This window comes from Treponema sp. OMZ 798 (genome assembly GCF_024181385.1).
Taxonomy (GTDB): Bacteria; Spirochaetota; Spirochaetia; order Treponematales; family Treponemataceae; genus Treponema_B.
The window spans coordinates 1733824-1760636 of record NZ_CP051305.1 but is presented as its reverse complement, the minus strand read 5'-3'; the positions used below and the strand labels follow the sequence as shown (position 1 = coordinate 1760636).

General features: G+C 38.6%; 20 protein-coding genes and 1 tRNA gene. 14 read left to right on the top strand and 7 right to left on the bottom strand.

Annotated features, from left to right (window positions below; all coding sequences use genetic code 11):
- The first annotated feature begins 6 nt into the window (after positions 1-6).
- From rpsL to E4O07_RS08235, 4 genes are all read left to right on the top strand, one after another.
- Positions 7-381, top strand: coding sequence for a 30S ribosomal protein S12 (gene rpsL / locus E4O07_RS08250; protein ID WP_253676978.1), 375 nt, complete (start codon positions 7-9; stop codon positions 379-381).
- A 10-nt stretch (positions 382-391) separates the two neighbouring features.
- The gene (rpsG, locus tag E4O07_RS08245; protein WP_002670537.1) at positions 392-862 is read left to right on the top strand and encodes a 30S ribosomal protein S7; all 471 of its coding nucleotides are present in this window, start codon (positions 392-394) and stop codon (positions 860-862) included.
- A gap of 196 nt (positions 863-1058) precedes the next feature.
- The gene (gene fusA / locus E4O07_RS08240) at positions 1059-3146 is read left to right on the top strand and encodes an elongation factor G (protein ID WP_253684978.1); all 2088 of its coding nucleotides are present in this window, start codon (positions 1059-1061) and stop codon (positions 3144-3146) included.
- Between the two features lie 12 nt (positions 3147-3158).
- Positions 3159-3842 (top strand): P-loop NTPase family protein, encoded by a 684-nt coding sequence (locus tag E4O07_RS08235; protein WP_253684977.1) that lies wholly within the window; start codon positions 3159-3161, stop codon positions 3840-3842.
- A 103-nt stretch (positions 3843-3945) separates the two neighbouring features.
- Here the strand turns inward: E4O07_RS08235 and E4O07_RS08230 are convergent, their stop codons facing one another.
- The 3 genes from E4O07_RS08230 to E4O07_RS08220 form a co-directional block, all read right to left on the bottom strand.
- Positions 3946-4230 carry a hypothetical protein gene (locus E4O07_RS08230; protein WP_253684976.1) on the bottom strand — a complete coding sequence of 95 codons (285 nt, stop codon included), beginning with the start codon at positions 4228-4230 and terminating at the stop codon, positions 3946-3948.
- An 80-nt stretch (positions 4231-4310) separates the two neighbouring features.
- Positions 4311-4469 (bottom strand): rubredoxin, encoded by a 159-nt coding sequence (gene rd, locus E4O07_RS08225; protein ID WP_002670545.1) that lies wholly within the window; start codon positions 4467-4469, stop codon positions 4311-4313.
- A gap of 72 nt (positions 4470-4541) precedes the next feature.
- The gene (locus E4O07_RS08220; protein WP_253684975.1) at positions 4542-6338 is read right to left on the bottom strand and encodes a tetratricopeptide repeat protein; all 1797 of its coding nucleotides are present in this window, start codon (positions 6336-6338) and stop codon (positions 4542-4544) included.
- Positions 6339-6463: 125 nt separating this feature from the next.
- Here E4O07_RS08220 and E4O07_RS08215 point away from each other — a divergent pair, with 125 nt between their 5' ends.
- The 4 genes from E4O07_RS08215 to E4O07_RS08200 all read left to right on the top strand — a co-directional run bounded on the left by E4O07_RS08215 (position 6464) and on the right by E4O07_RS08200 (position 13387).
- A complete protein-coding gene (locus tag E4O07_RS08215; RefSeq protein WP_253684974.1) occupies positions 6464-8476 on the top strand; it encodes a sigma-54 interaction domain-containing protein in 2013 nt (670 codons plus the stop codon).
- Between the two features lie 175 nt (positions 8477-8651).
- Entirely contained in the window at positions 8652-9824 is a 1173-nt protein-coding gene (locus E4O07_RS08210) for a MalY/PatB family protein (protein WP_253684973.1), read from the top strand.
- A 10-nt stretch (positions 9825-9834) separates the two neighbouring features.
- Positions 9835-11160 (top strand): Na+/H+ antiporter NhaC family protein, encoded by a 1326-nt coding sequence (locus E4O07_RS08205; protein ID WP_253684972.1) that lies wholly within the window; start codon positions 9835-9837, stop codon positions 11158-11160.
- 145 nt (positions 11161-11305) lie between these two features.
- Positions 11306-13387 (top strand): HAMP domain-containing methyl-accepting chemotaxis protein, encoded by a 2082-nt coding sequence (locus E4O07_RS08200; RefSeq protein WP_253684971.1) that lies wholly within the window; start codon positions 11306-11308, stop codon positions 13385-13387.
- Between the two features lie 13 nt (positions 13388-13400).
- Here E4O07_RS08200 and E4O07_RS08195 read toward each other — a convergent pair whose 3' ends face one another.
- From E4O07_RS08195 to E4O07_RS08185, 3 genes are all read right to left on the bottom strand, one after another.
- Entirely contained in the window at positions 13401-15170 is a 1770-nt protein-coding gene (locus E4O07_RS08195) for an ABC transporter ATP-binding protein (RefSeq protein WP_253684970.1), read from the bottom strand.
- Complete coding sequence (locus E4O07_RS08190) at positions 15163-16968, bottom strand: ABC transporter ATP-binding protein/permease (RefSeq protein ID WP_253684969.1); 1806 nt, start codon at positions 16966-16968, stop codon at positions 15163-15165. Before E4O07_RS08190 ends, E4O07_RS08195 begins: the two co-directional genes overlap by 8 nt.
- A 111-nt stretch (positions 16969-17079) precedes the next feature.
- On the bottom strand, positions 17080-18420 hold the full coding sequence (locus E4O07_RS08185) for an MATE family efflux transporter (protein WP_253684968.1): 1341 nt from the start codon (positions 18418-18420) through the stop codon (positions 17080-17082).
- 146 nt (positions 18421-18566) lie between these two features.
- Here E4O07_RS08185 and E4O07_RS08180 point away from each other — a divergent pair, with 146 nt between their 5' ends.
- The 3 genes from E4O07_RS08180 to E4O07_RS08170 all read left to right on the top strand — a co-directional run bounded on the left by E4O07_RS08180 (position 18567) and on the right by E4O07_RS08170 (position 21735).
- Positions 18567-20186, top strand: coding sequence for an ATP-binding protein (locus E4O07_RS08180; RefSeq protein WP_253684967.1), 1620 nt, complete (start codon positions 18567-18569; stop codon positions 20184-20186).
- Between the two features lie 60 nt (positions 20187-20246).
- A complete protein-coding gene (locus tag E4O07_RS08175) occupies positions 20247-20492 on the top strand; it encodes a hypothetical protein (protein WP_253684966.1) in 246 nt (81 codons plus the stop codon).
- Positions 20493-20574: 82 nt separating this feature from the next.
- Entirely contained in the window at positions 20575-21735 is a 1161-nt protein-coding gene (locus E4O07_RS08170) for a formylglycine-generating enzyme family protein (protein WP_253684965.1), read from the top strand.
- 302 nt (positions 21736-22037) lie between these two features.
- On the opposite strand, the gene E4O07_RS08165 is transcribed toward E4O07_RS08170, so the two are convergent.
- On the bottom strand, positions 22038-22802 hold the full coding sequence (locus E4O07_RS08165; RefSeq protein WP_253688129.1) for an Rpn family recombination-promoting nuclease/putative transposase: 765 nt from the start codon (positions 22800-22802) through the stop codon (positions 22038-22040).
- 141 nt (positions 22803-22943) lie between these two features.
- Here E4O07_RS08165 and E4O07_RS08160 point away from each other — a divergent pair, with 141 nt between their 5' ends.
- The 3 genes from E4O07_RS08160 to E4O07_RS08150 all read left to right on the top strand — a co-directional run bounded on the left by E4O07_RS08160 (position 22944) and on the right by E4O07_RS08150 (position 26797).
- Positions 22944-24806, top strand: coding sequence for an ABC transporter ATP-binding protein (locus E4O07_RS08160; protein WP_253684964.1), 1863 nt, complete (start codon positions 22944-22946; stop codon positions 24804-24806).
- The gene (locus tag E4O07_RS08155) at positions 24803-26677 is read left to right on the top strand and encodes an ABC transporter ATP-binding protein (protein ID WP_253684963.1); all 1875 of its coding nucleotides are present in this window, start codon (positions 24803-24805) and stop codon (positions 26675-26677) included. The genes E4O07_RS08160 and E4O07_RS08155 overlap by 4 nt, the downstream gene beginning before the upstream one ends.
- A gap of 31 nt (positions 26678-26708) precedes the next feature.
- Positions 26709-26797: transfer RNA gene (locus E4O07_RS08150), tRNA-Sec, on the top strand.
- Positions 26798-26813 lie beyond the last annotated feature (16 nt).

The window sequence follows — 26813 nt, the reverse complement described above, 5'->3', positions numbered from 1 at the left end:
AGGCTTATGCCTACAATTAATCAATTGATAAAGAAGGGACGCAAATCTGCTGCGGTTAAGACAAAGAGTCCTGCCTTGCAGTCTTGCCCCCAAAAGCGCGGTGTTTGCACCAGCGTTAAGACGATTACGCCTAAAAAACCGAACTCGGCTTTAAGAAAGGTTGCCCGTATCCGTTTAAGTAACGGTATCGAAATTACCGCTTATATTCCCGGTATCGGACACAACTTGCAGGAGCACTCTGTTGTTCTCGTAAGAGGCGGGCGTGTTAAGGACCTCCCGGGTGTACGCTATCACATTATACGCGGTACTAAAGACGCTCTCGGTGTAGAAGACAGAAAACGAGGCCGCTCCAAGTACGGAGCCAAGAGGCCCAAGGCTTAAGGAGTAAAAAATGGGTAGAGGAAAAATTACTGCAAGACGCCCTGTTGCTCCCGATAGCAAGTACAATAGCGTGGTCGTTACCCGCTTTATCGGAAGAATGATGCTTTCAGGTAAAAAAAGCATTACTACAAAGATCATGTACGATTCTTTTGATAAGATTAAAGAAAAAACCGGCGAAGAACCCTTGGCAGTTTTTTCAAAGGCCTTGGACAATGTAAAACCGGTTGTTGAAGTAAAATCCCGCCGAGTCGGAGGCGCCACATATCAGGTTCCTATGGACATTCCGGAGGGAAGGCGAGAAGCCTTGGCCATGCGCTGGATTATCGGCGCCGCTCGAAAAAGAAGCGGTCACGAAATGTCCGAGAGATTGGCTTCAGAGCTGATCGATGCATACAACAACACCGGAACAGCCTTCAAAAAGAAGGAAGAAGTTCACAGAATGGCCGAAGCAAACAAAGCTTTTGCGCACTTCAGGTGGTAGTACAAAGGGGAGTTCAGACTACGAACTCCCTTTTTTTGTATTTAAATTTTTTATCGCCCCCTTGTATATTATTCTTTTTTTTATTATACTGTAACGTCTTGTATCTTGAAAAGTATTATTAACTTTTCGGTTTTATGAAAACATTTAGGGGAAAGTGTTTTTTCTCCTAAAAATCTATAAAGATGAGGTATTGATTATGGGTAATGATATTTCTAAGATGAGAAATATCGGTATTAGTGCTCACATTGACTCCGGTAAAACTACTCTTTCGGAACGAATTCTTTTTTATTGTGATAGGATTCATGCTTTACACGAGGTCCGCGGAAAAGACGGTGTGGGTGCTACGATGGATAATATGGAGCTTGAAAAGGAACGAGGTATCACGATTCAGTCGGCTTCAACTCAGGTTAAATGGAAGGATTATACGGTTAACGTAATTGACACTCCCGGGCACGTAGACTTCACTATCGAAGTTGAACGTTCTTTGCGCGTTTTGGACGGAGCTATCTTGGTTCTTTGTTCTGTCGGAGGTGTTCAGTCCCAGTCTATCACTGTTGACAGGCAGTTAAAACGCTACCATGTTCCCCGAATCGCCTTTGTAAATAAGTGCGACCGAACGGGAGCTAACCCATTTAAGGTTCGAATGCAGCTTAGGGAAAAACTAGGGCTTAATGCTTATATGATGCAGATTCCGATAGGTTTGGAAGATAAGCTTGAAGGCGTTGTAGACCTTGTTACAATGAAGGCTATGTATTTTGAAGGCGAAAACGGTACCCAGATCCGCATGGCCGAAATCCCTCAGCATCTTTTAGCCGATGCCCAAAAATACAGGGAAGAAATGATTGATGCCGCTACCATGTTCTCCGACGAATTGGCCGAAGCCTTTTTGGAAGGTGCCGAAACCGAAGAAATGATCAGAGCAGCCGTTAGAAAGGGAACCCTTGCTGAGCAGTTTGTTCCCGTCTTCCTCGGTTCAGCTTATAAAAATAAGGGAATCCAGCCCCTCTTGGATGCAGTAGGTTACTATCTCCCCGACCCGACCGAAATTGAAAATACGGCTTTAAATATTGATGAAGATGAAAAGCCCATCGTATTGGGAACGGACGAAAATGCTCCCGTAGTAGCTTTAGGCTTTAAGCTTGAAGACGGAAAATACGGACAGCTTACCTATGTTCGAGTCTATCAGGGAACTTTAAAGAAGGGTGAAGAGCTCTTTAATACCCGTGCCAAAAAGAAATTTAAGGTAGGCCGCTTGGTTCGAATGAACTCGGCAACCATGGAAGATATCAACGAAGGCGGCCCCGGCGACATCGTAGCCCTCTTCGGTATTGACTGTGCTTCAGGTGATACCTTCTGCGGAGGAAACCTAAACTATGCCATGAGCTCCATGTATGTTCCGGATCCCGTTATCTCTCTTTCTCTTACACCGAAAGATAAGCAGGCTGCCGACCAAATGTCCAAGGCTCTTAACCGCTTTACAAAGGAAGACCCGACTTTCAGAAGCTATGTAGACAAGGAATCAAACCAGACCATCATTCAGGGTATGGGCGAGCTTCACTTGGAAGTTTACATTGAACGAATGAGAAGAGAATATAAGTGCGATGTTGAAACAGGTATGCCGCAGGTTGCTTACCGCGAAGCCATCACTCAAAGAGCCGACTTTAACTATACTCATAAAAAGCAGACAGGAGGTTCAGGTCAGTTCGGCCGTGTCGCAGGCTTTATTGAACCCATCACCGAACAGGATTATGAGTTTGACAATCAGATAAAGGGAGGAGCAATTCCTTCGGAATTCATTCCTTCTTGCGATAAGGGCTTTAAGGAAGCCGTCAAGAGAGGAACCTTGATCGGATTCCCGATTGTAGGAACTAAGATTACTATAAATGATGGACAGTCCCACCCTGTAGACTCATCGGATATGGCCTTCCAGGCTGCTGCAATCGGCGCCTTCCGTGAAGCATACAAGGCCGCAAAACCTGCCATACTTGAGCCTATCATGAAGGTTTCTATTGAAGGACCTCAGGAATTCCAAGGTAATATCTTCGGTCTTATAAATCAAAGACGAGGAATTATTGTTTCATCAACGGAAGACGACAGCTTTACCCGTGTAGATGCCGAAGTTCCTTTAAGTGAAATGTTCGGATTTTCTACCATTCTGCGTTCTTCCACACAGGGAAAGGCCGAATACTCTATGGAATTTGCCAAGTACGGCAAGGCTCCTGCAAGTATTTCGGAAGAACTGATAAAAGAATACGAAGCTAAACGGCTTGCAGAAAAAAAATAAGGAGGCTCTGTAATGCTTAAAGAAGATTTGATTGAAAAAAGCCCCATGAGAAAACTCGAAAAAGCTCTCGGCGGCGGCTTGGCAGCAGGTGAGGTAGGTGTTGTTACATCTAAAAAGGGTGTAGGAAAAACATCTATTTTAGTTCAATTCGGTTTAGATAAACTCTTACAGGACAAGCCTGTTGTTCATATATCGTTCAGCCAGCATGTGGATTATGCCATAACATGGTATAACGATATGTTCAATGAACTTTCGAAGAAAAAGAATCTTGGGAATGCTCAAGAGGTAAAGTCCCAAGCTTTTGCTAAGAGGATTGTCTTAAACTTTAATCAGGACACGGTTAGAACTACTCAGATTTTAAAGACAATCAGAGCCTTGTCAGAAGGAGGTTCAAAGCCGTCAGTAGTTATGATTGACGACTTTAACTTTGCAAAGGCCCTGCCTGAAGCAATGAAGGAGATGAAGGCCTTCGCCAAGGAAATGGATATAGCTGTTTGGTATACGGCTGCTGCAGATGTTTCTTCCTTTGAAATCGATGAGAGCTTAAAAAAGTATGTTGATGAGATTGATGTACTTTTATACCTTGAAAATGATGGGGATTTTGTAAGGATTAAGGCCTTAAAAGAACACGGAAACGGAGCCTCCGATACCGGATCTTCTTTTGATGCTAAAACCATGCTTTTGAGCGAAAAATAAGTTTTAGAATTTCATCTATGACAAAAAGCCGTGTAAGGTTTATACCTCGCACGGCTTTTTTTATTTTATGGCGGATTATAAAATAAACCTTCAAAAAGAGTAGTTACCAGACAAGTCTTTTTTTGACTTCAACCTTAGAGACTCCGAAAAGTCTCCTAATTTGTTCTTTTTTATAATTTGACCGGGATAGTTTATTATATCCATCGGCCACTCTTTGAAGGTCTTCTTCGGATTCGGTATAAACGGCATAGGCTGCCGCAGCCCTGAAAGCTCCTGCTTCCAATAGTTGGTCAATATTTTTATTAGAATTTTTTGAAAGTCTTGCCTTATCTACTATGGCAGAATTCCCGTCATAACCTATTGTATTTATAAAATCATTGATTTCCATAACTTCTCCCAAACGTAACTTTTTATAAATAAAGCCGGCCTTGTTTTAAAAGCCGGCTCCGTTTTTGATGCCTTAAAGCATCACACCTTTGTAAAGCTTTCTTTTCCTACTCCGCAAAGGGGGCATACCCAATCATCAGGTATATCTTCAAATGCTGTTCCTGGGGCAATACCTCCATCGGGATCGCCTAGGGCCGGATCATACACATATCCGCATAAATCGCATACATATTTATCCATACTTATACTCCTTGTCTTTATGTTTGTATATCGCATAGAGTACGACATACATTCATAATACACTTTTTTTTGTTAATCGGCAAGTAATTTATTTAAGTTTTCCGATAAATTAATGATATTTTTATTTGAAGGATCGAGGGCTAAGACCTGCCCCAGATAATATTTTGCCTTTTTATAGTCTTTATTTTTTAGATACCATTCATACATGGCAAAAAGAGAATTTTTGTTTCTCGGATTTGACAAGAGACTTGATTGTAAAAAATTCAAATATTCACTTGGATTCCCTTGTTGCAATTTTGCATTATAGTAATACAAAATAGATTTGAGCTCAGAATCGGCTCCCTTCATTTTTTGATTTATTACCTGCTTTACGGTTTGATAATCCTTTCCGGCATATAAAGCTTCCATATAAAGATTTATAAAGGCGTTTGAAGGATTTTTTGTATTTGCATAAAGTTGTTTTGCAAGGCTGAGAGCCTTTGATGTTTGGCCTGCGCCAAGGTATGAGGTCAATAAGAGTTCTTTGTTTGTATCGCTTGGATATTTAGCTGCCAGGTCTTCAGCCAATTCTACTGCCTGCTGCCATTTTCCGTTATTAATATCGTTTTTTACCAAAAGGGCTAGGGCTGCCGTATTTTCCGGGTAGCCGTCTAATACCTTGCGGATAAAAAAATCGGCAGGCTTATTATCTATTTTTGTTGAGGCTTCAAAGCAAATTTCTGCACAAGATAAAAGAACATTAAAATCTTCAGGGTAGTATTTATAAGCCTCGGTTAAAAATTCGGAGGCTCGAATCAGGTTTTTATTCCACTCCCTTGTTACTCGGGCTCGGTATAAAAGATAGTTTTTTGCGGTTTTATTCTTTGTCGAATAAGCATCTAAAAGAGAGTTCGCCTTTAAGTATTCTTTTTGTTCTATCAATATTCTTATACGCAAAAGAAGGGCTGAAATATTTTCAGGCTCTTTTTTTAGAACCGATACAATGTTCTCCGAAGCCTTGTTAAAATCATTTTTTGCTATATGGGCTCTTGCATATAGGAGTTTGACTTCGGTATTGTCACTATAGAGGTTGTTTAGCTCATCAGCTATTTTTAAGGCTTCGGTTCCGTTACCTGATTCGGCAGCAAATTGCCCGTATTTAAAACCGGCAGGATAACATGAGGAGTCAAGCTGCCATGCCTTTTGGTATAAGGCAACGGCTTCCGTCAATTTATTGTTTTTTTCCTTTAAAAGGCCTAAAAGATAATAGGGCAGAACTGACTGAGGTCTTAGCTTTTGAGCCGCTACAAGCCTTGATTCTATATCTTCCGCATATGGTTCGAGAACTGCTTCAGAAAAATCATCATAGGTTAAAACTAACGCCGGAATTATAAGGCTTAAAAAACCGTCTCTTTTTGTTGAAGCAGGATATAATCCGGCTTTTACCTCACGCAGAGCACGTAAATAAGGTTCATCTTCTGCATAGATAGGAGGTTTGACGCCGTTTGTTTCTAAGGGATATACAAGATACATTATATCTGTAATTATTTTTAGGTAAAGTTTATTTTCGTTTGTGAGTCCCTTGCTGTCGTTTTGAATAAAAAGGACAGACTCTTTTAAACTTGCAGGGGAGCCTTTTTCTATAAGGAAGGCAAGGGTTGAATCAAGCTTTTTTTCGACGAGTTCATCTTTTCCGGGGAGGGAAAGAATTGTACCTTCTCCTATCGGTTTTAAACCTGTTCCATTTTGTTCTATGGAACCTATAGGTGCATCCTCCGAAACTGCTTTTTTTGTGCTTACACAAGAAAAAAAAGGCAGACAGCACATTATGACTGTAAAAATGAATAGAGAACGATGTTTGACTGCAAAATTTTTTACGTAAAAGCTCACTTCTATATTATAATATATTTTAATAATGTTGCCAATATCTTTTTGAAATCTTAATTAAGAATTTTAATTGCAATTTTTTTTAAGCTATGATAGCATATATTGATAGGCTGATTCAGGAGATAAGGATGCAAAAGGTTCTTATTATTACTATTTCCTCAAAGGTTGCTGAAGGGTATAAAAATTTTTTAAAAAACTTTTTTGATGAAGATATCATTATCGGCACTAAAAGTGTAGATGCCGATAATTTCGATTTTATCGAATGTGCCGATGTTTATTTGATAGGTGCTACTTCGAGTGAAAATTTTGAGCCTATTATGGCTAAAATCGATAAATCAAAAGCTGTATTTATACGTTTGACTTTCAGGCAAAAAGAGATAGATCTGCTTAAGGCCATAAAAAACGGAACTGAAGCTCTTCTTGTAAATTTGAGCAGGCAGATGGCTATAGAAACCATCTCGGATTTACACAGGCTTGGTGTAACAAATATTATCCTGTATCCTTGCTATCCCAATCAAGAAAATATACCTAATCTTGATATGGCTATAACTCCCGGAGAGCGCCGTTTTGTTCCCGGCCATATTTCTGAAGTTTTGGATATTGGAGACAGGCTTTTAACGGCGAATACTATAGCTGAACTGGCTTTAAGGCTTGATTACTCTCATATCCTTCAAAGCGAAAGCTATAGGCAATATGTTTCAACCCTTGCCGAGCAAAATTACAGCATAGATCTTCTTACAAATAAGACGATGAGCATTGAAAATGCTTATCAAATGCTGATGGAGTCGCTGGATGTTGCCGTTATCGGTATTGATGTAAGGGGTAAGATATTTGTATGCAATAATGCCTTTTGCAAGATTATGAATATATCTAGGTTTGAACTTATCAACAGGGACTTTAAAACGGTATTAAAAAAATTTTACAACCATTTGGAAGATTCCGGCCTCACAAAAAAGGTTTCAAAAATTATCCGGATCAACCAAACAAATTTTGTTTTAAATGTTTTTCCGTTTTGTTGGGAAAATCAATATGCAGGCAGATATATTCTGCTCCAGCGTTTTAGCGACACGGAAAAAAATCAACACCATCTTAGGATGCAGCTTATGAAAAAAGGTCATACTGCTAAATATACCTTTGATGATATAATCGGCAACTGTCAGGCAATTTGTAAAATAAAGGAAATAGCAGGAAAGGCTGCAAGGTCTGATGCCTCCATTCTTTTGACTGGTGAAAGCGGAACGGGAAAAGAATTATTTGCTCATTCCATTCACAAGGCATCAAAAAGGTCTTCTATGCCCTTTATTGCCTTAAACTGCGCCGCCTTCCAAGACAGCCTTTTGGAAAGTGAGCTCTTCGGCTATGTAGAAGGGTCGTTTACGGGAGCAAGAAAGGGAGGTAAGCTGGGGCTCTTTGAGTATGCCCACGGTGGTACTCTTTTTCTTGATGAAATAGAAGGAATGAGTGCAAACCTTCAGATTAAACTTTTGCGGGTTCTTCAAGAAAAAGAAATAATAAGGGTTGGCGGAAACCGCATCATCAAAATTGATGTCAGAATAATTGCAGCTTCAAATGAAAACATAAGGGAGCTTACCCTTCAGAACAAATTCCGAAAAGACCTGTACTACCGTTTAAATACAATACCTATTGAAGTTCCTCCTTTGAGGGAAAGAGAAGCAGATGTTTTGGTTATATCCGAGTATATTATGAATAAGATAAAGGCAGGTTTTGTGTTATCTCCTCAGGTAAAAGAATTTTTTTTAAAATACCGATGGGAAGGAAATATAAGAGAGCTTTACAATGTTCTTGAATATTTAAAGTATCTGGATGAAAAAGAGATAAGGATTGAGCACCTGCCTAAATATATCATCGATTTTGAGCCTCAGGAACCGCATGCTGCCTTATCATATCGGGAAAAAGAAGTCTATATTTTAAGACTCTTGGAAAGCGCTTTTCCTTTAGGCCTTGGAAGAAGAAAAATTTTAGATAGGTGCCGTACGGATGAGGTGGGTATTTCTGAAAGTCTCATACGAAAAATTCTTTCCGATCTTGAAAAAAGAGATTTTATAACGATAGCTGAAGGCCGCTGCGGTACAAAAATAAACGATAGAGGCATAAGCTATCTTAAATCCTTGGGATTTTAAAGTATTAATGGGACTTAAATGGGTATATTTGGGTTATTTATCCCATTTAATATTGTGAGATTCTTCTATAAAATAACATCCTTTTCTATAAAACCGTAAATTCTTCTCATTTATTTTTACTTGGTATTCTTTTTGCTTAATATAAGATAAAGTATTTTTATTGGAGTAAAGTTGTATGAAATATGATTTTGATGAAATAATAGACCGGTCTTCAAATTATTCGGCAAAGTTTGAAGAAGCTCATTTGCATTACGGTACAAATGATGTGATTCCCTTATGGATAGCCGACATGGATTTTAAAACTGCAAGACCCATAATTGATGCAATAATAGAAAGAGCAGAGCAGGGTATTTTCGGATACACCTTTAGGCCTGATTCTTATTTTGATGCTGTTGCAGATTGGCAGATTAAAAGAAACAATTACAAACCGGATACAAATCTTATGGCCTTTGCTCCGGGGGTTGTGCCTGCAATGCGTATGATGCTGCAGATGTTCAGTACCGAGCAAGACCGTATGATGATAACGACCCCTGTTTATCATCCCTTTACCGATATAGTTTTAAATACAAAAAGAACATTGGTGAACATTCCTCTTATAGTAGAAGGGGAAAAATATAAAATGAATTTTGAAGGTATTGAAGCGGAGTTTAAAAAAGGAATTAAGTTTTTTATATTTTGCAATCCTCATAATCCTGTCGGCCGTGTTTGGACAAGGGATGAACTTGAACGCTTAACCTCCCTTTGTTTAAAATACAAGGTCAAAATCATTTCGGACGAAATTCATTCGGATTTAATTTTTTCAGGCTTTAAGCACATACCTACGGCTTCTATTTCTAAAGAGGTTGAAACAATTACCTATACTATGATAGCTCCCAGTAAAACCTTTAACCTTGCAGGCTTACAAGCATCTACAATTATTTTCCCCAACATGGAAGAAAAAGATCAATACATTGCAAACTTAAAAGAGATGGATGTAGCACGCAATAATTGTTTTAGTCTTGTAGCAACTATTGCTGCCTACCGAGAAGGAGAAGAGTGGCTTAGTCAGGCAATAGATTATATTCACGGCAATATGGAATTCATCTATGAATATTGCAAAAAAAATATTCCGGTTTTAAAACCGAACAAACCTGAAGCAACCTATCTTTGCTGGATAGATGCAAGAGATCTAAAAATGAATGACGATGAGCTTAAAAAATTTCTTGTAGAAAAAGCAGGACTTGCTTTGGGAAGCGGAATAGAATTCGGTGAAGGCGGAAGCGGTTTTGTGAGATTTAATGCAGCAACTTCTCGCCGGGTAATTGAAAGGGCTCTTATGCAGTTGGAAGCTGCAATAAAAAAAATATAGGAGAAAATTTATGGATGAAAGTAGAAGTTCAAAAAGGTACGGCTTTATAGCCTTTGTTCCGTTACTGGTTTTTTTAGCCTTGTACATCGGATTCGGTTTGTTTTTTACGGCTCAGGGAGTTCCTAAGGCTTTTAAACAATTTCCAAGGCATGTTGCTCTTTTAATCGGTATCTTCATTGCTGTTCTTATGAACCGCAAGGAAAAATTCGGTACAAAGGTTGATGTGTTTTCTAAAAATGCCGGAAATGAAGGCGTAATGCTCATAGGCCTTATCTATCTCTTGGCCGGAGGTTTTCAAGGTGCTGCAAAGGCGATGGGCGGTGTAGACAGCATTGTCAATTTAGGCTTAACCTATATTCCGAGTGCATTGTTGATTCCCGGAGTATTTTTAATGAGCTGTTTTATTTCTACGGCAATTGGAACTTCCATGGGAACGATTGCTGCTATGGCCCCTATTGCTATCGGTGTAGCAACAAAGTCTGATCTAAATTTGGCTGTAGCTTGCAGTGCAGTAATCGGCGGAGCCTATTTCGGCGACAACCTTTCAATCATATCGGATACGACTATTTCTGCAACGAAGGGTGTAGGCTGTGAAATGAAGGATAAGTTTAGAATGAACCTTTTAATTGCCATACCGGCTGCAGTTTTTGCCTTTATCTTGTATGCGATTATGGGCGGTAAAGGTACAATTACAGGAGACTTGGAATTCCATTTGATAAGAATTATTCCTTATATTGTAGTTTTAATTACAGCTCTGACAGGAATGAATGTTGTTGCTGTTCTCTTTGTCGGAATTGTTATGGCCGGTTTGATAGGCATTTTGCAGGGCACCTTGACATTTATGACCTTTGTTCAATCCTTAGGAGAAGGTATGGAAGATATGATGAGCATTACTATAGTTGCCATCTTAATCTCCGGTCTAATCGGTTTGATAAAATACTACGGCGGTATTGATTGGCTTATCAATAAGATTACTTCAAGAATCAAGAGCAGAAAAGGTGCAGAATACGGAATCGGTTTGTTATCGGGACTTCTGTCCATTTCCTTGGTAAACAATACAATAGCCATCATTATATCTGCTCCTATTGCAAAGGAAATCGGCTTTCAATACAAGATTTCACCGAAACGCTTAGCAAGTTTACTTGATATCTTTGCTTGTGCCTTCTTGGCCCTTTGCCCGCATGACGGAGGTATGCTGATTGTAACAGGTCTGTCAGGTGTTGCTCCTACGGCAGTTCTTGCACACTCATATTATATCTTCGGATTGATAGCGGCTGCCGTTATAACTATTCAATTAGGTCTTTTAAGAACCAAGGAAGAAAAGGCTGCTATCTGATTAAGTTAAAAAATAAGGTTTCCTAGAAAACTGTCCCGTTTTTAGAGTTTACATTCTCTGAGGACGGGACTTTTTTTCTTTTATTACTAGATATTTTTGATAAAATGTATTAAAATAATGAATAAATATTTGAATCGAGGCTATAATGAAAATTAGAACATCAGTAAATTTGTTTTTAACCCTTACCTTGGTTATTGTTGTATTCGGCGCTTTAACTTCAACCCTTTATTATACAAGATCATTTATCGAGGGTATTTTTTATAAAAATATTCAGTATATCTTAGATTCTTCTTTTTCGGAACTGCAAAGAGATCTTGAAAGCGGTTTAACCATTTCAAAAAATTTTGCGAGGCAGGACAATTTAATAAGATGGTTCGAGTCTTACGAAGAGGATGGAAAAGACGGGGAAGATATCAAATCAATGATGCTAAAGCTGGCAGGTGAGGAAAAATTCAGTACATGTTTTGCAGCTTCCGGCTTGACCGGTTCTTATTACGTAGTTGATAAAGATAAAAATATTGTGCGGGATCAATTATCTAAAGATAATCCTGATGACTCATGGTTTTATGCTCTGTTAAAAGAAAAAGAAAATATATTTTATGACATTGATTACAATAAAACATTAGGAACTACAAATATTTGGTTTGACTGTAAAGTTTTTAATAATAGGGGGGAAACCTTGGGCTTTGCAGGCTTGTCAGTGAATTTGGATAGCGCCATAGAAAAAATGAAAAAATCCATACCCAGCACTAATTCATGGCTGGGCTTTATTGGAAAAGGAGATCAAGTTTTAATCTCCTCAAAGACTGAATTAATCGGAAAAAATATAGATCTTATTACGGGAAGTCTGCTGCCTGTTGAGGGCTTTTCCGGACTTAATTATTATACCGATAAGAATCTGGGTAAGGTGCTTATTGCAAAAAAACAATTAAAAAATTTTCCTTATTCAATTATGCTTGCAGCTCCCATGGAAGAATTTATCCCGCCAATCTTTTTAATTTTACGTTTGCCTTTTATATGGTCATTTGCTATTTTGCTGATTATGCTGGTAATCAGTTCATTCTTATTACGGATCTTTTTCGGCCGTTTTGCTAAAATGAATTCGGTATTTAATAAGATAGCCGAAGGAGATTTTAGTATAAGGGCTGATGTTTCAAATGATGAGGTGGGAAGCATAACCTCAGTTTTAAATAATGCAATCGAAAAAGTAAGTGCTGCCCTTGCAAGTATAGGTAAACATACTGATAGGATGCAGGGAATATGTGAAAATTTATCCGCAAATATGGTTGAATCTGCCGCTGCCTTAAATGAGATTACTGCAAATATTGAAGGGGTGAGGGGACAGGTGCTCACTCAAAACTCCAGTGTCGAAAACGCTGTCAGCAAGGTAGATGAAATATCAAAAAATATTTCGGACCTTGATGTTCATATCGACAATCAGGCCGAAAGTTTTACATCTTCTACAAAGTCCGTCGGAGAAATAGTTTCGAATATAGAAGGAGTGAGAAGTAAGGCTCAAGACAATTTAAAGGCCATTAAGGAGCTCGAGCAGGCTACCCATCAAGGAAAAGAAACTGTAAAATCGGTGGTGGATATTACCGGAATCGTAACGGAACAATCAGAAGGACTTTTGGATGCAATTTCGGTTATCCAAAATACGGCAAGTCAGACAAACCTCCTTGCAATGAATGCAGCAATCGAGGCCGCTCATGCAGGAGAATCCGGAAAGGGCTTTGCCGTTGTTGCCGATGAAATCAGAAAACTTGCCGAAGAATCCGGAGAGCAGGGTAAAAATATTACAAAGGTTTTGGAAGAGTTAAAAAGCAAGATCGAAAACCTAAACGGCGCAGGGCCCCGCGTTTCAGAACAATTTGAAAAGATAAGCTCTATGATGGATTTTATCTACCGCCAAGAAGACGGAATGATCAGAACCATGAATGAGCAGCTCAAAGATGCAGAGGCTGTCCTACATGAAATACATGGAATGGAAGAGGTAAGCAAAGCCGTCAAAAGAGGTTCAGATGAAATGCTTGCAAAAATAGAAAAAATTTCACAAGAGCTTAAAACCCTTTCTTCTCTTTCTGAAAATATAACTCAAAGTATGACCGAAATGTCGGTTGGTGTAGGGCAGGTCAACAAAACGGTTCAAGATGTAACCGATATTGCAAGCCTAAATAAAGAAACGGCTATAGGGGTTGCTTCCGAGATTGCAAAGTTTAAGGTGTAGGTTGACAATAATTTTATTCTTCTTTTGCTCCTATTAAATTTACAAAGTAGGGGCAACTTTCTAAAAGTTCATCAAAGCTGCCTTGTGCAAGGGCCTTCCCCTCCTTTAACACCACAATTTTATCGGCGCTTTTTATTGTCGAAATTCTATGAGCAATAACGAGGCAGGCTCTTCCTTCCTTCAATTTTTTTAAGGCTAAATTTATAAGTCTTTCATTTTCTGAATCGAGATTTGCCGACGCTTCATCTAATACCAAAACGGGAGAATTTTTTAAGAAGGCTTGGGCTATCGAAAGCCGCTGTTTTTCTCCGCCTGAAAGTTTTAAGGCTCGCTCTCCTATTACGGTATTTTTACCTAAGGGAAGCTTTTCGATAAACTTATCTGCTTCGGCTTCATTTATTGCATTTTGGATTTCTTCCGTACTTGCCTCTCTTTTTGCAAGCCGCAAATTTTCTTCTATACTTATATTAAATAAGTATACATCTTGAGGAACTACGGTAATAAGATCCCTTAAAGACCTCAACCTTAATTCTCTTATATCGGTACCGCTGATTTTTATTGAACCTGCATCGGGTTCTCTAAATCTTTGCAAAAGACGGGCTGCGGTAGTTTTTCCGGAACCGGAATGTCCTACAAGGGCAAGGGTTTCGCCTGTTTTAAATTTGAACGAAAGTCCGTCTAATATTTTAGGATTCTGCTTCTCCTCATTTTTTTGAGGATAGGTAAATTCTACATTGTCGAATTCTACGCAAATTTCTTTTACATTGTGTTCTCCTTTGGCGATTATTTCTTCAGCCGTTTTTGTTCCCATATCGTAAACTTCGGGCTCCATAAAAAGAAGATTAAATACTCTTTTTGAGGCTGCAGCGATGAGACCGTATTGGGTACTCATTTGCAGGGCATCGGCTATGGGATTTAAAAATGCCGAAGAAATTACCAAGACGGGCAAAAACCAAAGAGGGGCTAAGGAACCGTTTTTTACTAAAAAGGCTGCGGTAATCATTACAGAAAAAGAAGCCGTCAGCATTAGAATCGATAAGATTAAATTTTGGTCTGTTCTCCGTTTGGCATCCGTAAACACAGCTTTATTAAAACCTGTCACGGAGTTAAACATTTTTTTTAGATAGTGTTCTTGGTATCTAAAAGAAATAATATCCTTTAAGCCTTGAATGCAGTCAACAGATTCGGCATTTAGGCCGCCCGCAGCCTTCATGTAATCGAAGCCGTGTTTGTCTGCCTCTCTTTTTTTAAATTTAGGAAATAGCATGAGTAAGATAAGTGTGGGTAGGAGAACCAGAGAAAGATAAATTGAAAGGCTTCCCAAAAATATTAAAACTGCAAGGGGAATAAAAATTGCAACAAAAATCTGAGCAATGGTGTGAGCATAAAACCATTCCAGAATTTCTACATCGTTTAAAACTATTGAAGTTAAATTGCCGCTTCTTTCGTTTTCAAGTCCTGCAGGAGCTATCTCATCTATTTTTTCGTAGGCTAACATTCTTAGCTTTGTCAAAATTCTATAAGCCATGTCATGGCCAACATAAATATCAAGATAGGCAAAGACTGCTTGCAGGGCAATAAAAATACAAATCAAAATGAACAGTAGTTTTATTCTTTCAGTCCGGCCTAAAAGTATTGCGCTTATGGTATAGGAGGTTAAAAGTGAAAGTGCTATTGGAATGAGTTTAAATATTGCATTGCACAATATCGAAATAAATAAGTAAAGTTTAAAACCTTTAATATATTTGGTCAGGGCAAAGATAGTGTCGTTTACTTTAATCATAGGCTTCCTTTTTAATTTTTTGTTTTAAGATTTGCTCTCCCATGAGCTTACGGTAAGATTCCGACTTTGAGGAGAGCTCTTCATGTGTTCCTGCATCTTCTATTTTTCCGTTATCGATTATGCAAATTTGTTCCGCTTTTTGAATAGTTGCAAGCCTGTGGGCAATTATCAAAACGGTTTTACCCTTACATAGTTCCGAAAAGCTTTTTTGGATTTCCATTTCGCTTTGCCTGTCAAGAGAGGAGGTGGCTTCATCAAAAATTAGAATAGGAGAGTTTCTTAAAAAGGCCCTTGCTATGGCAATGCGCTGTCTTTCTCCTCCTGAAAATTTTGCACCTCGTTCACCTAGGACTGTGTTATACCCGTCAGGGAGACTTGAGATAAAATCGTGAATGCGTGCTTTTTTTGCAGCCTCTATTACTTCTTCTTTTGTTGCATCCGGCTTGCCTATTAAAATATTTTGGTAGGCTGTCCCGAAAAAAATATGACTGTCCTGCCAAACGGCAGAAATCAAATTTTGAATTTCATCCACTGTTTTTTCGGATAGAATTTTTTCTCCCACCCTTATTGTTCCGTTTTTAATAGGATAAAAACCTGCAAGGAGATGTGCTATTGTGGACTTTCCGCTGCCTGAAGAACCGACAAGGGCCGTTGAAGTACCGTTCGGAATTGTAAAAGAGATATCTTTTATTACGTCAGTTTCCTCATAGGCAAAGTTTACATTTGTAAAAGAAATATCTCCGGTAAAATTATCTGTTGCCTGTTTTGATTTAAGTTCGCTTCCTTCCTTTAGATTATCTTTTTTGCTTACGTTTAAAAGATTTGCCGAAAGAGAAAGTTTTACCGGTGTTTTTAAAAAATTATAGATTTCATAAGAGGCCGTAACACCTCGATAACCCAAGTGCCAAATATTTATGAGAATATACATGGGTGAGAAACAAGCTGCGGTTAAAAATAAAATGTAGATAAGGTTGTCGGGCGAAGAATATAGGTAAGCTCTTAATGCTGCAACTGCCGCCGATAAGGTTCCTCCGATTGCCGCACAAAGCTGTAAAACTCCGCTGTCGATCATAGTAACCTTTAAGTGATTCATAATTGTAACACGCAAGATTTCGCCCTGCTTTTTAAGTTTCTCTTTTTGGTACTCATCGGCATTTAAGGCTTTTAAAGAAGTAAGGCCTTGTAATGCATCCAGACAATCAGAATAGTATTTTGAATGGGCTGCATGTTCTTCCTTTCCTCTTTCTTGCATAATTTTAAAAAAGAACATTGGAAACCCCAACATACCTGCAGCTCCTAAAAGGCAGATTATACCTACTACATAATCAAGGTAAAATAAAATCGAAATTAATACTATGTCTAGTAATATGGTACCGCTTACAAAGGGAAGGTATTGGTAAAAGTATGGACTTAACCATTCTGTTTTTGCAAAAACCATGGAGGCAAGTTCTCCTGAACGTCTGTTGATAGTATAGGCTGGGCCTAGAGCAAAAAGTTTTTTAAAAACTTTTTCGCGCAAGATATCTTTAATTTTAATACTGCATTCTTGTCCTTTTAAGCTTGTTGTACGCTGTAATATGATGGAAAAAACCGCTAAAATTCCCAGACAAATAAATATTTGATTTAAGGAGGTAAAACATAAAATTTTTTCTTTTCCGAATATTAACTGCACCATCAACGCCGTGCATAAGGTAATCAACACCTTTGACGAAAGTAGAAGAAAATTTAAAACGGAAGAAAGAAGTAAAAGTTTTCTTCCTCCCTTTGAAAGAAAAATGAGTTGTTTGTTTATAAACATAAAAACTCCGTATAACCTTGATTATAAAGTTAATTTACCGTGAGTAGTTTATATGTTTTTATTATTTTGGTCAAGTTAGATATTTCAAACAATTTAAAATTCTTTCTTCTCTTAACAAATCTTTTTTCTGTAAAAAAAATAATAAACCGTAAATATAATGCTTGTCAAAGTCCATGAGATAGGAAATGCAAGGACAATCATTTCGACGACAGGATTTATAGGGACAAATAAAAATATCCAAGCAATGCGGGAAGCACAAACACCAAGGAGGGTTATGACCATGGGCTTAAAAGTTTCTCCTGTTCCGTGAATAGCAACCGAAAGAATTTCTGCAAATACAAATACCGTATAAAAAGGAGCGAGAATGTGCATGAGCCTTTCGGTGATTATAAGAACTTCATAGTCCTTTGAGTTGATAAAAAGTTTTCCCAATGGCAAATTCCAAAAATAAAGAATTACACAAACGCTTCCTATTATAATACTTGACATAATAAGACCCAATCGTACAACCTCTTTGATGCGATCATATTTTTTGGCTCCGTAATTTTGCGCAACAAAGGTTGCAACCGATGATGTCATAGCTTCAAGTAAAATCCAAACTAAAAAATCCAGTTTGCCGCAAAGAGCCCAAGCCGCAATATTGGATGTTCCCGTTCCATTTACCGTTGCTTGAATTATCATATTGGCGATGGGGAAAAAGGCGGACTGTATGCCGATAGGAAGTCCCAGTCTTGCAATATTGATGGAAGAAAATCTGTCAATTTTTATCTTTTTAAGGATTAGAGGACAGTGACCGTTTTTTTTGGTGAGAGCAAAAAGAATTATTACGGCACTTATAAGCTGCGAAACTACAGTTGCAAGTGCAGCTCCTCCTATTCCCCAATTAAAAATTCCTATAAAAATCAAGTCTAAAATTACGTTTAATGCCGAAGAAATTATCAAAGCATAAAACGGAGTTTTGGAATTTCCCATTGCACGCAAAATTCCCGAACCGATATTATAAAAAAGAGAAACTCCCATTCCGGCAAAATAAATTCTGACATAGCTTAATGTCATATCGAAAATATCTTGAGGAACTCCCATCATAAAAAGAAGCAGGGGCGAAATAAGAACTCCTATTATTGAAAGACTTATGCCGAGAATAAGAGTTAAGCCTATCGAAGTGTGAATTGCATCAAAAAGTTCATTAGTTTTTTTTGCACCGAATAATTGGGAGATAATAATTGCCGCACCTGCCGATAGTCCTCCGAAAAGGTTTATGGGTAATTTTAATAAACTGAAAACGGAGTCGATAGCAGCAAGGCCCTCCTTACCTGTAAACTTTCCGACAATAACGGCATCGGCCGCCGTGTATAAGTGCTGAAAAAAGTTTCCTGCCAGGATGGGGAGTGTAAAAATTATCAACGTTTTCCAAATTACGCCTTCGGTAAGATCCAAGTTTTTTTTGTTCATAGCTTTTTTCCGTTTTGAGGTTTACTATTGCTCAATGTGTAGTCTGTATAATAGAGATAAAATTGAGGCTTGTCAATATTGGATAAAACCTTCCTCTTATAAAAAGTTAAAAAATATGCTATAATTAATTCGCAAGGGGGTAGAAAATGACCAATAGAAAGCTGCCTATAGGTGTTCAAAGTTTTGAAGTTTTGCGTAAGGATGGCTTTATTTATGTAGATAAAACGGAATATATTTTTAATCTTGCAGCTGAAAGCCGAGTTCATTTTTTAAGCCGTCCACGCCGATTCGGGAAGAGTCTTTTTCTTTCTACATTAAAGGCCTACTTTTTAGGTAAAAAAGAACTTTTTAAAGGGCTTTATATAGAAGATGCAGAGCAAAAATATGCTGAAATCGAAGGGCGCGAAGCATGGGTGCAATATCCCGTTTTTCATCTGGATTTTAATCCTGCAAAATATGAAACAAGGGAAGATTTAGAAGGGCTTTTACATAATTATCTTTGCAGATGGGAAGATTTATATTGCCGTAACGAGTCTGAAAGATCCTTGTCTGAGCGCTTTTTTGGTCTTATCCGCCGAGCTTATGAAAAAACCGGTAAACAGGTTGTAATCCTTGTAGACGAGTACGATAAGCCTCTCCTTGAAACCATGATTATAAATGAAGCCTTAAATGAAGAGTATAGGCGTATCTTAAAGGGCTTTTACGGGGTTATTAAATCCTGCGACGAGTATATCCGCTTTGCCTTTTTAACGGGAGTTACAAAATTCAGTAAGGTCAGCATCTTTAGCGACTTAAACAATTTGCGGGATATTTCCCTTGAAAAAAAATATGCAGGTATCTGCGGTATTACCGAAACCGAAATGAAGGATGCTTTTAAACCCGAAATTGAAGCACTGGCAGAAGACCGAAAGCTAAGCTATGAAGATGCCCTTGCTCTGCTGAAAAAACGTTATGACGGCTACCTTTTTCATCCTGAAGGAGAGAGTTTGTACAATCCCTTTAGTTTGATTAATGCCTTTGCAAAAAAAGAAACGGGTTTTTATTGGTTTTCAACAGGAACCCCGACCTTCTTGGTAAGAACCCTAAAAGAACAAAAAGAAATCTGTATCCGCGATATTTTGGAAAATGCCGAAATGAGTGAAAACTCTCTACAGGACTATCGTCCCGATATGAATAACCCTGTACCCATTTTATTCCAGTCGGGATATTTGACTATAAAAGATTATGATGAAAGGTTGGGCTTGTACAAGCTAGGCTTCCCCAATGACGAGGTAAAATACGGCTTTTTAGATAACCTTGTGCCGGACTATACCTCAATTTCAAAGGATGCCAGCGGCTTATTTATAGGAAATTTTATCAGGGATATAGAAAAGGGCAATATCGAATCTTTTATGAAAAGGATGTACACGGCCTGTGCAGGTCTTCCTTACAGTATGGCTTCAAAGGAAAATGTGCAGATGAGGGAAAGAGACTATCAGATAGCCTTTTATATACTCTTTAGCCTCATGGGGCAGTTTGTCCAAACTGAAGTTGTGAGCTCCAAGGGCAGGGCCGACTGCGTAGTTCACACCGATGATACTATTTACATCTTTGAGTTTAAGCTTATGAATTCGGGAACACCTGCCCAAGCTGTCCAACAGATAAAAGACAAGGGTTATGCCGAACCCCACAAGATGAGCGGGAAAAAGATAGTCCTCATAGGTGCGGTCTTCGCCGACGGCATCGACGAAGAAACCGCCGATACATGGGTTGCCGAGGAAGTTTAGAAAAGGGCTCGCAAATTTTTTATCTTGACATTTTGCAGTTTGTAGAGTATACTCACCTTTATGGTAAACGCTCTTTTTTGCTTAACATTAATTTTTTCTCTTTCCCTTTTAAGGGCTTGTGATAAAACAAAAATATTAGCTATGGCTTACCCCCCCCCCCCAATTTATCTATTAAATAAAATATCTCCAATTAAAATTTTTAATACATATTTTTCTCATATATTTTGTTTCTTTTTTGAAAATAAACCGCAACGGACGCAAAGCCGCTTGAGCTGTGCAAAGGTTATAAATAAAATTTTTCCTTAATCTAAAAACCTCAGGACCGGATTTATTCTGTCTTGCGGTTTTTTTGTATAAATTTAAATATTTAACAAGGAGAAAATTAGTTATGGAAAACACTAATTTCAAACTTAAGACTAAGGTCTTAAATCGGGCAGTAAGTTTTACTTCATTGTTGTTGGCTGCGGGAGTTTTTATTGTCTTATTGACTGCCTGCCCGAATACTGCAGGCGGTTTAGGAGGAGAAAGTACTCCGAGTGGAGGATCGGTTACACCATCTGATTTCGGCTCTTTTGAAGACGCCGGCGACTATGTAAAAATAACCCCTTCTGCCAACGGTATTATAGGAGTAGCTCCCGATGAGAGCACCCTGCCAGGAACTGAAGATTATTGGAAGGGCGTGTTTATCAAAGATAGGAAGGTAAAATTGAGTCCCTACATGCTGGGCAAGACGGAGGTAACCTATGAGAAGTGGTATGAGGTAAGAGTATGGGCAGAAGGAAATGGCTACACCTTTGCCAACAAAGGGCTTGAAGGCTGGGACGGCACAGGCGGTGGTTCTTGGCCTAATTATGCAAATATCGGTAAGCCTCCTACGGGAAACAAAAATCATCCTGTAACCAATATTTCTTGGAGGGACTGTATAGTATGGTGCAATGCCTATACTGAGATGGTAAAAGGCTCAGATGCCGAATGTGTATACCGAAAAAGCAAAGTCGATACTGCCGTGTTAAAAAGTGCAAATGATACATCTGCATGTGATAATGCCTATGCCGATATGAACAAAAAAGGCTACAGACTTCCGATCGAAGTGGAATGGGAATATGCAGCCCGCTGGCAGGGAAGCGACAGCACAAATGCCGAAAAGTACGGAGACTTATATTTGACAAAGCTATGGAGCGCAAGCGGGGCAAAGGACAAGTGGGATACGGACGAAACGGGTAAAGTTGCATGGTATCATAACAATTCCGGAGGAAAAACGCATTCTGTGGGAGAAAAAAGAGCTAATTACTTGGGCCTATACAATATGTCAGGAAATGTGTGGGAGTGGTGTTTTGATTGGTGGAATAATGATCCTAAAGCAGGGGATGAACCTGATGGAGATGGATTTGTGACGGATCCGCAAGGAGCTGTTGACGGTAGTACCCGCGTGGTGCGCGGAGGCGGTTGGGACAACAACGCTGACTACTGCACTGTAGGCGCACGGAACAACGGCTATCCTGACGAAAGGAACGACTATATTGGATTGCGGTTGGCTTGCCGGCCCTAGGGTACCCCAGAAGGGGTACACATTTTGCCGGGGACTTGCTCAAAAATGTACATCCTTGTACATTTTTGAGCTTCGAGTGTTTTTGCTTCGCAAAAAACTCGTAAGTATGGAACCACCGCCATCCGTGGCGGTTAAGCAGCGTAAGCCGCCCGAAGCGGTGAAACCGAACAGGCAAAATGTTTTGGTTGGTGTAGTAAAATCTTTGAAAAAGGAGATAAACTGCATTTTAGCCGCTTTAGCGGCTTCGAAATTTTTGCGATTTTTGCACCCCTTGCGGTTAAATAACTCACTATATCCTTAATTTACAGTTTTTCTATTTCTGCTTCGGAAAGACCTGTCATTATCAAAATTTCAGACATCGGATACCCTCTTTTTTTCATAAGTTTAGCTGTTTCTATAGCTTTATCATGAGCCCCTTTATCTCTGGCATCCATCTCAAAAGTAGACATCAATCTATATTCTTGCCTTGCTTGTTCATTGTTTTTTATTGTTTGTATCATTTCTTCTATCCTCCTTGTAAATTCATTTGTTGTTTTACCTGTTTTAAGATATTCTAAAAAGTCCTTTAATTCTTTGTCTTCAGTATTTTCAAAAGCTGTTGCATTTATTATAATCTTTTTTGTGCCGTCTTGTAAAGATACGTTTTTATCTTCAATACAGAGATTTTCAAAGGTGTAAACCGGCCTTTTCTTCCCTATAGCATCAAAGGTGCAGATAAAAATTATAAAGCTGTCGTTTAAAGCATTATAAGAATTGCCCTTATCCAAAAAAGAAATATCCATAGCAGCTTGATAAAACCTCATTCTTTTGGGGATATTTCTTTCGTTGCTGACCTGCATTTCTACATCGTAAAATTTTCCGTCTTCTGTTTGAACAAGGACATCAAATCGGATAGACTTTGCCTGTTCATAGGTGCTAATATTATGCTGTACCGAAACATACGCAATTTTACCTATCGTATCAGATAGTATTATTTCGATAAGTTTTTTACATAGCTTCGGATTTTGCATAACCTTACAAAACATAAAATCGTCTTGTAATGTCAAATCTTCAAATCTTTTTACTATTTCTTTCTCCAATTAATTTTTTCATATTTCCCCTCTCATTATATTTATACTTATTATTTGAAAAAAATAGTAAAACCTGAAAAAGATTTTTGTAAATCCGCCTTTGACACTTCCCCCTCTTTGTGTTATCATCTTTAGCCTATGGAAAAAGAGGAAAATAAAAAAGAAGAACCTATAAAATACGGGATTTTAAGCAATGTTTTGTTTATGCTTAAAACATCTTTTAGAACTTATAAGTCTGTGCCTGTTTTGATTTTACTGGAAGCCCTTTTATATGCGGGCGATAATTTAATTTCGATATTTTTTGCGCCTGCCGTTTTAACCCTCATTCAAAATAATGCGGCTATTAAAAATCTTTTAATGGTTATTTTCGGCTTTGCTTTTTCTTTGATGCTCCTCCGCGGTCTCCTTTCTTATTTGCAGACAAACCATCTTTTTGGGCGCATCGGCGTAAGGAGTGAGCTTATTTTTATGATAGGCGATAAGGCGATGACCACCTCCTATAATAACCTTGATAATAAGGATTTTGAAGCAAAGAAAAATAAGGCGATGGATGTTACAGACGGTAATTCGGAAGCAACCGAAGCGGTTTGGACTACCTTGCAGGAACTTCTTCAATACCTTCTTTGCTTTATCATCTATCTTATCATCCTTGCTTCCTTAAACCTTAATATCATTTTAATTACCCTTTTGACGGCTTGTGTGAGTTTTTTTATTACCAACAGTGTAAGCTCTTGGATGTATAAAAAGCGTGATGAGGAAAATAAGCATGTAAATCATTTGCGTTATATAACCCAAATCGGGAAAAATAAAAACCTAGCAAAGGATATCCGTCTTTTCGGAATGGAATCTTGGCTTAAAGAATTATACGAAAAGCATTTAAGGCTTTACAGCAATTTTCACCTCGAAGGAGAAAAGCGTTATTTTTTTGCCGACCTTGCAGATCTTCTTTTAACCTTTTTGCGAAACGGACTCATTTACTTTTGGCTGATAAGTCTTGTCCTGCAAAAAAATATAAGCGTTCCCCAATTTATCCTTTACTTTGCCGCAGCGGGAACCTTTACCCAATGGGTGAGCGGTATCTTAAATAAGGTTTCGGTTCTGCATAAGCAAAGTCTTGATATTTCCCGCCTCAGAGAATTTTTTGAATTTAAAGAAGATTATCGCTTTGAAAAAGGCGAAGCAATTCCTCTAAAAAATGAAAACGTCATCGAGCTAAAAAACGTGAGCCTCTTATATTCTGAAGGCGGAACTCCCGTTTTGGATAAGTTTAATTTGACCTTGAAGCCTAAAGAAAAACTTGCCATTGTCGGCTTAAACGGAGCAGGAAAAACAAGCCTCGTAAAGCTGATTACCGGCCTTTATGACCCCACCGAGGGAGAGGTCTTGTTTAACGGAAGAAACATAAAAGACTTTAACCGGGACGAATACTATAAGTGTTTTAGTGCAGTCTTTCAGGAGTTTTCGATATTGCCTACAAGTATTGCGGTGAACATTACGCAAACAAGAGAAGGCATTAACAAGGAGAGGATTGAAGAGGTCTTAAAACTTTCGGGGCTTTACGATAAGGTTCAAAGTCTTCCGCAAAAAGAAGAAACCCGTCTTTGCAAGGATGTCTTCTTTGATGCCGTAGAACTTTCAGGCGGCGAAACTCAAAAGCTCTTACTCGCAAGGGCTCTTTATCGGGACAGTCCCTTTTTAATCTTGGATGAACCTACCGCTGCCTTAGACCCCATCGCTGAACATGAGCTTTACACCAAGTATAACGATTTATCGAAGGATAAAACCTCTATCTTTATTTCGCATAGGCTTGCTTCCACCCGCTTTTGCGACAGGATTATTTTTATAAAGGACGGAAAAATAATCGAAGAAGGCACCCATGATGCTCTTTTAAAAAAGGGCAGGGAGTATGCTCATCTTTTTGAGGTACAAAGCAAGTATTATAAAGAAGAACAGGATAAAGAATTGCATGATGATTTAAAAGAAGACGGAGGAAATTTATGAAAACCGAAAAAAAAGATAATAAAAAAAGACATAACAAGGGCTTGAATCGGCGGGCTTTTTTTCTCCTATTTAAAAAGGCTCCTTTGTTTTTTATTTCCGTGCTTGGAGAAAAAGTTTTTACGAGTCTCTTGCCCTTTATAGGTATTTTCTTTTCGGCAAGGATTGTAAACGAGCTTGTTTTAATTTATTTGGGACAAGGCGATTTATCGAAAATCAAAAGCTTGGTACTGCTCTCCCTTATTTTAACGGCTCTTTGTATGCTTGTTTCTTCCTTATTTAAAAGATGGGCAAACTATGAAGGACGGAGTATAGACTACAAGGTAGAAGACATCTATGTTCAAAAATTTTTAAGTATGGATTTTCAAGATGCGGAATCCGCAAAAACAAATGAGATTTATACAAGGATATGGCAAAATTCAAATTACGGAGGCTGGGGATTGTACAAAATTCTTTGGATTTATACAAAGTGTTCCACCCATCTTACTTCCGTAATCACGTCGGCAGCCTTGAGTATAAGCCTTTTTAGCTTTAAGGTTCAGACTGCGGAATTGCTTTTTTTAAACAATCCCCTTTTTATCTTTGTAATTCTTTTTAGCATTGTGCTTTTAATTATCATTCCTGCAAAACTTCAAACAATGTCGGACTCCTACTGGGCCCTTGTTTCGGAGGAAGCCACAGAAGGAAACAGGGTGTTTAGTTTTTTCTTTAGACTCTTTAACGAAAAAAATCGTGCAATGGATGTGCGTATGTACGGCCAGCAAGGAGAGGGTAACATAATAAGATTTTCCACTAATATTTTTCTGCCCGGAGGGAGACTTGCAAAATGCGCTAAAAAAGAAATGGGCTTTTTTGCCTTTTTATCTGCCTTTGTTTCGACTTCCCTTTTAATAGTCATTTACGGCTTTGTGGGCCTAAAGGCTCTGGGAGGAGCCTTCCCGGCAGGTAACCTCATGCAATATGCTGCAAGTATAACGGCTCTTTCTTCCGCCCTCACCGAAATCTTCACGGTCGCAGGCGAGGCAAAAAACAATAGGGCTTTTTTAAAGGATTTATTCGACTTCTTGGATATCAAAAACGGAATGTGCATGAACAATACTCCCCTCGATTATTCCGGCAACGCCGAAAACACAATCGAGTTTAAAAACGTTTCTTTTTCATATCCCGATTCGGAAAAAAGAGTTTTAAAAAATTTGAACCTCACCTTAAAGAAGAATGAGAGGCTTGCCGTAGTCGGTAAAAACGGAAGCGGCAAGACCACCTTTGTAAAACTTCTATGCCGCCTCTATGACCCTACGGAAGGTGAAATTCTTTTTAACGGAAAGAACATAAAAGAATACGACTATAAAGAATACCTAAACCTTTTTTCAGTCGTCTTTCAAGACTTTAAACTCCTTGCTCTCCCTCTTGCTCAAAATCTTTCCGGCGGAGAAGCTTACGATAAAAATAAGGTTTTAGATGTTTTAAAGAAGGCCGACCTTGATCTTTCTAAGTTTAAAAAAGAGGAAGAAACTTATCTTTATAAAAACTTTGATGATGAGGGCGTAAATATTTCGGGCGGAGAGGGACAGAAAATTGCAATAGCCCGTGCCCTTTATAAGGACGCTCCTTTTATAATCTTGGACGAACCTACAGCCGCCCTTGACCCCATTGCCGAAGCCGAAATATACTCCAAATTCGACGGCCTTGTAAAAAACAAAACCTCCCTTTATATTTCGCACCGCCTTTCCTCGTGTAAGTTTTGCTCCCATATCTTGGTCTTTGATGAGGGCCGAATAGCCCAAGAAGGCAGCCACGAAAAGCTCTTAGCTGAACAAGGCCTTTACAATAAATTATGGAACGCCCAAGCCCAATATTATCAAGACAAATCTTGACAAAGGCTTTGATTTTGTGTATATTCATTGCGGAAGCAGATGGGGTCTGGTGGCTCCCGCGGTCTTCAAAACCGTAGGTTGCATAATTCGCAATGGCAGGTTCGATTCCTGCCTCTTCCGTCCTTTCTACCGGCTA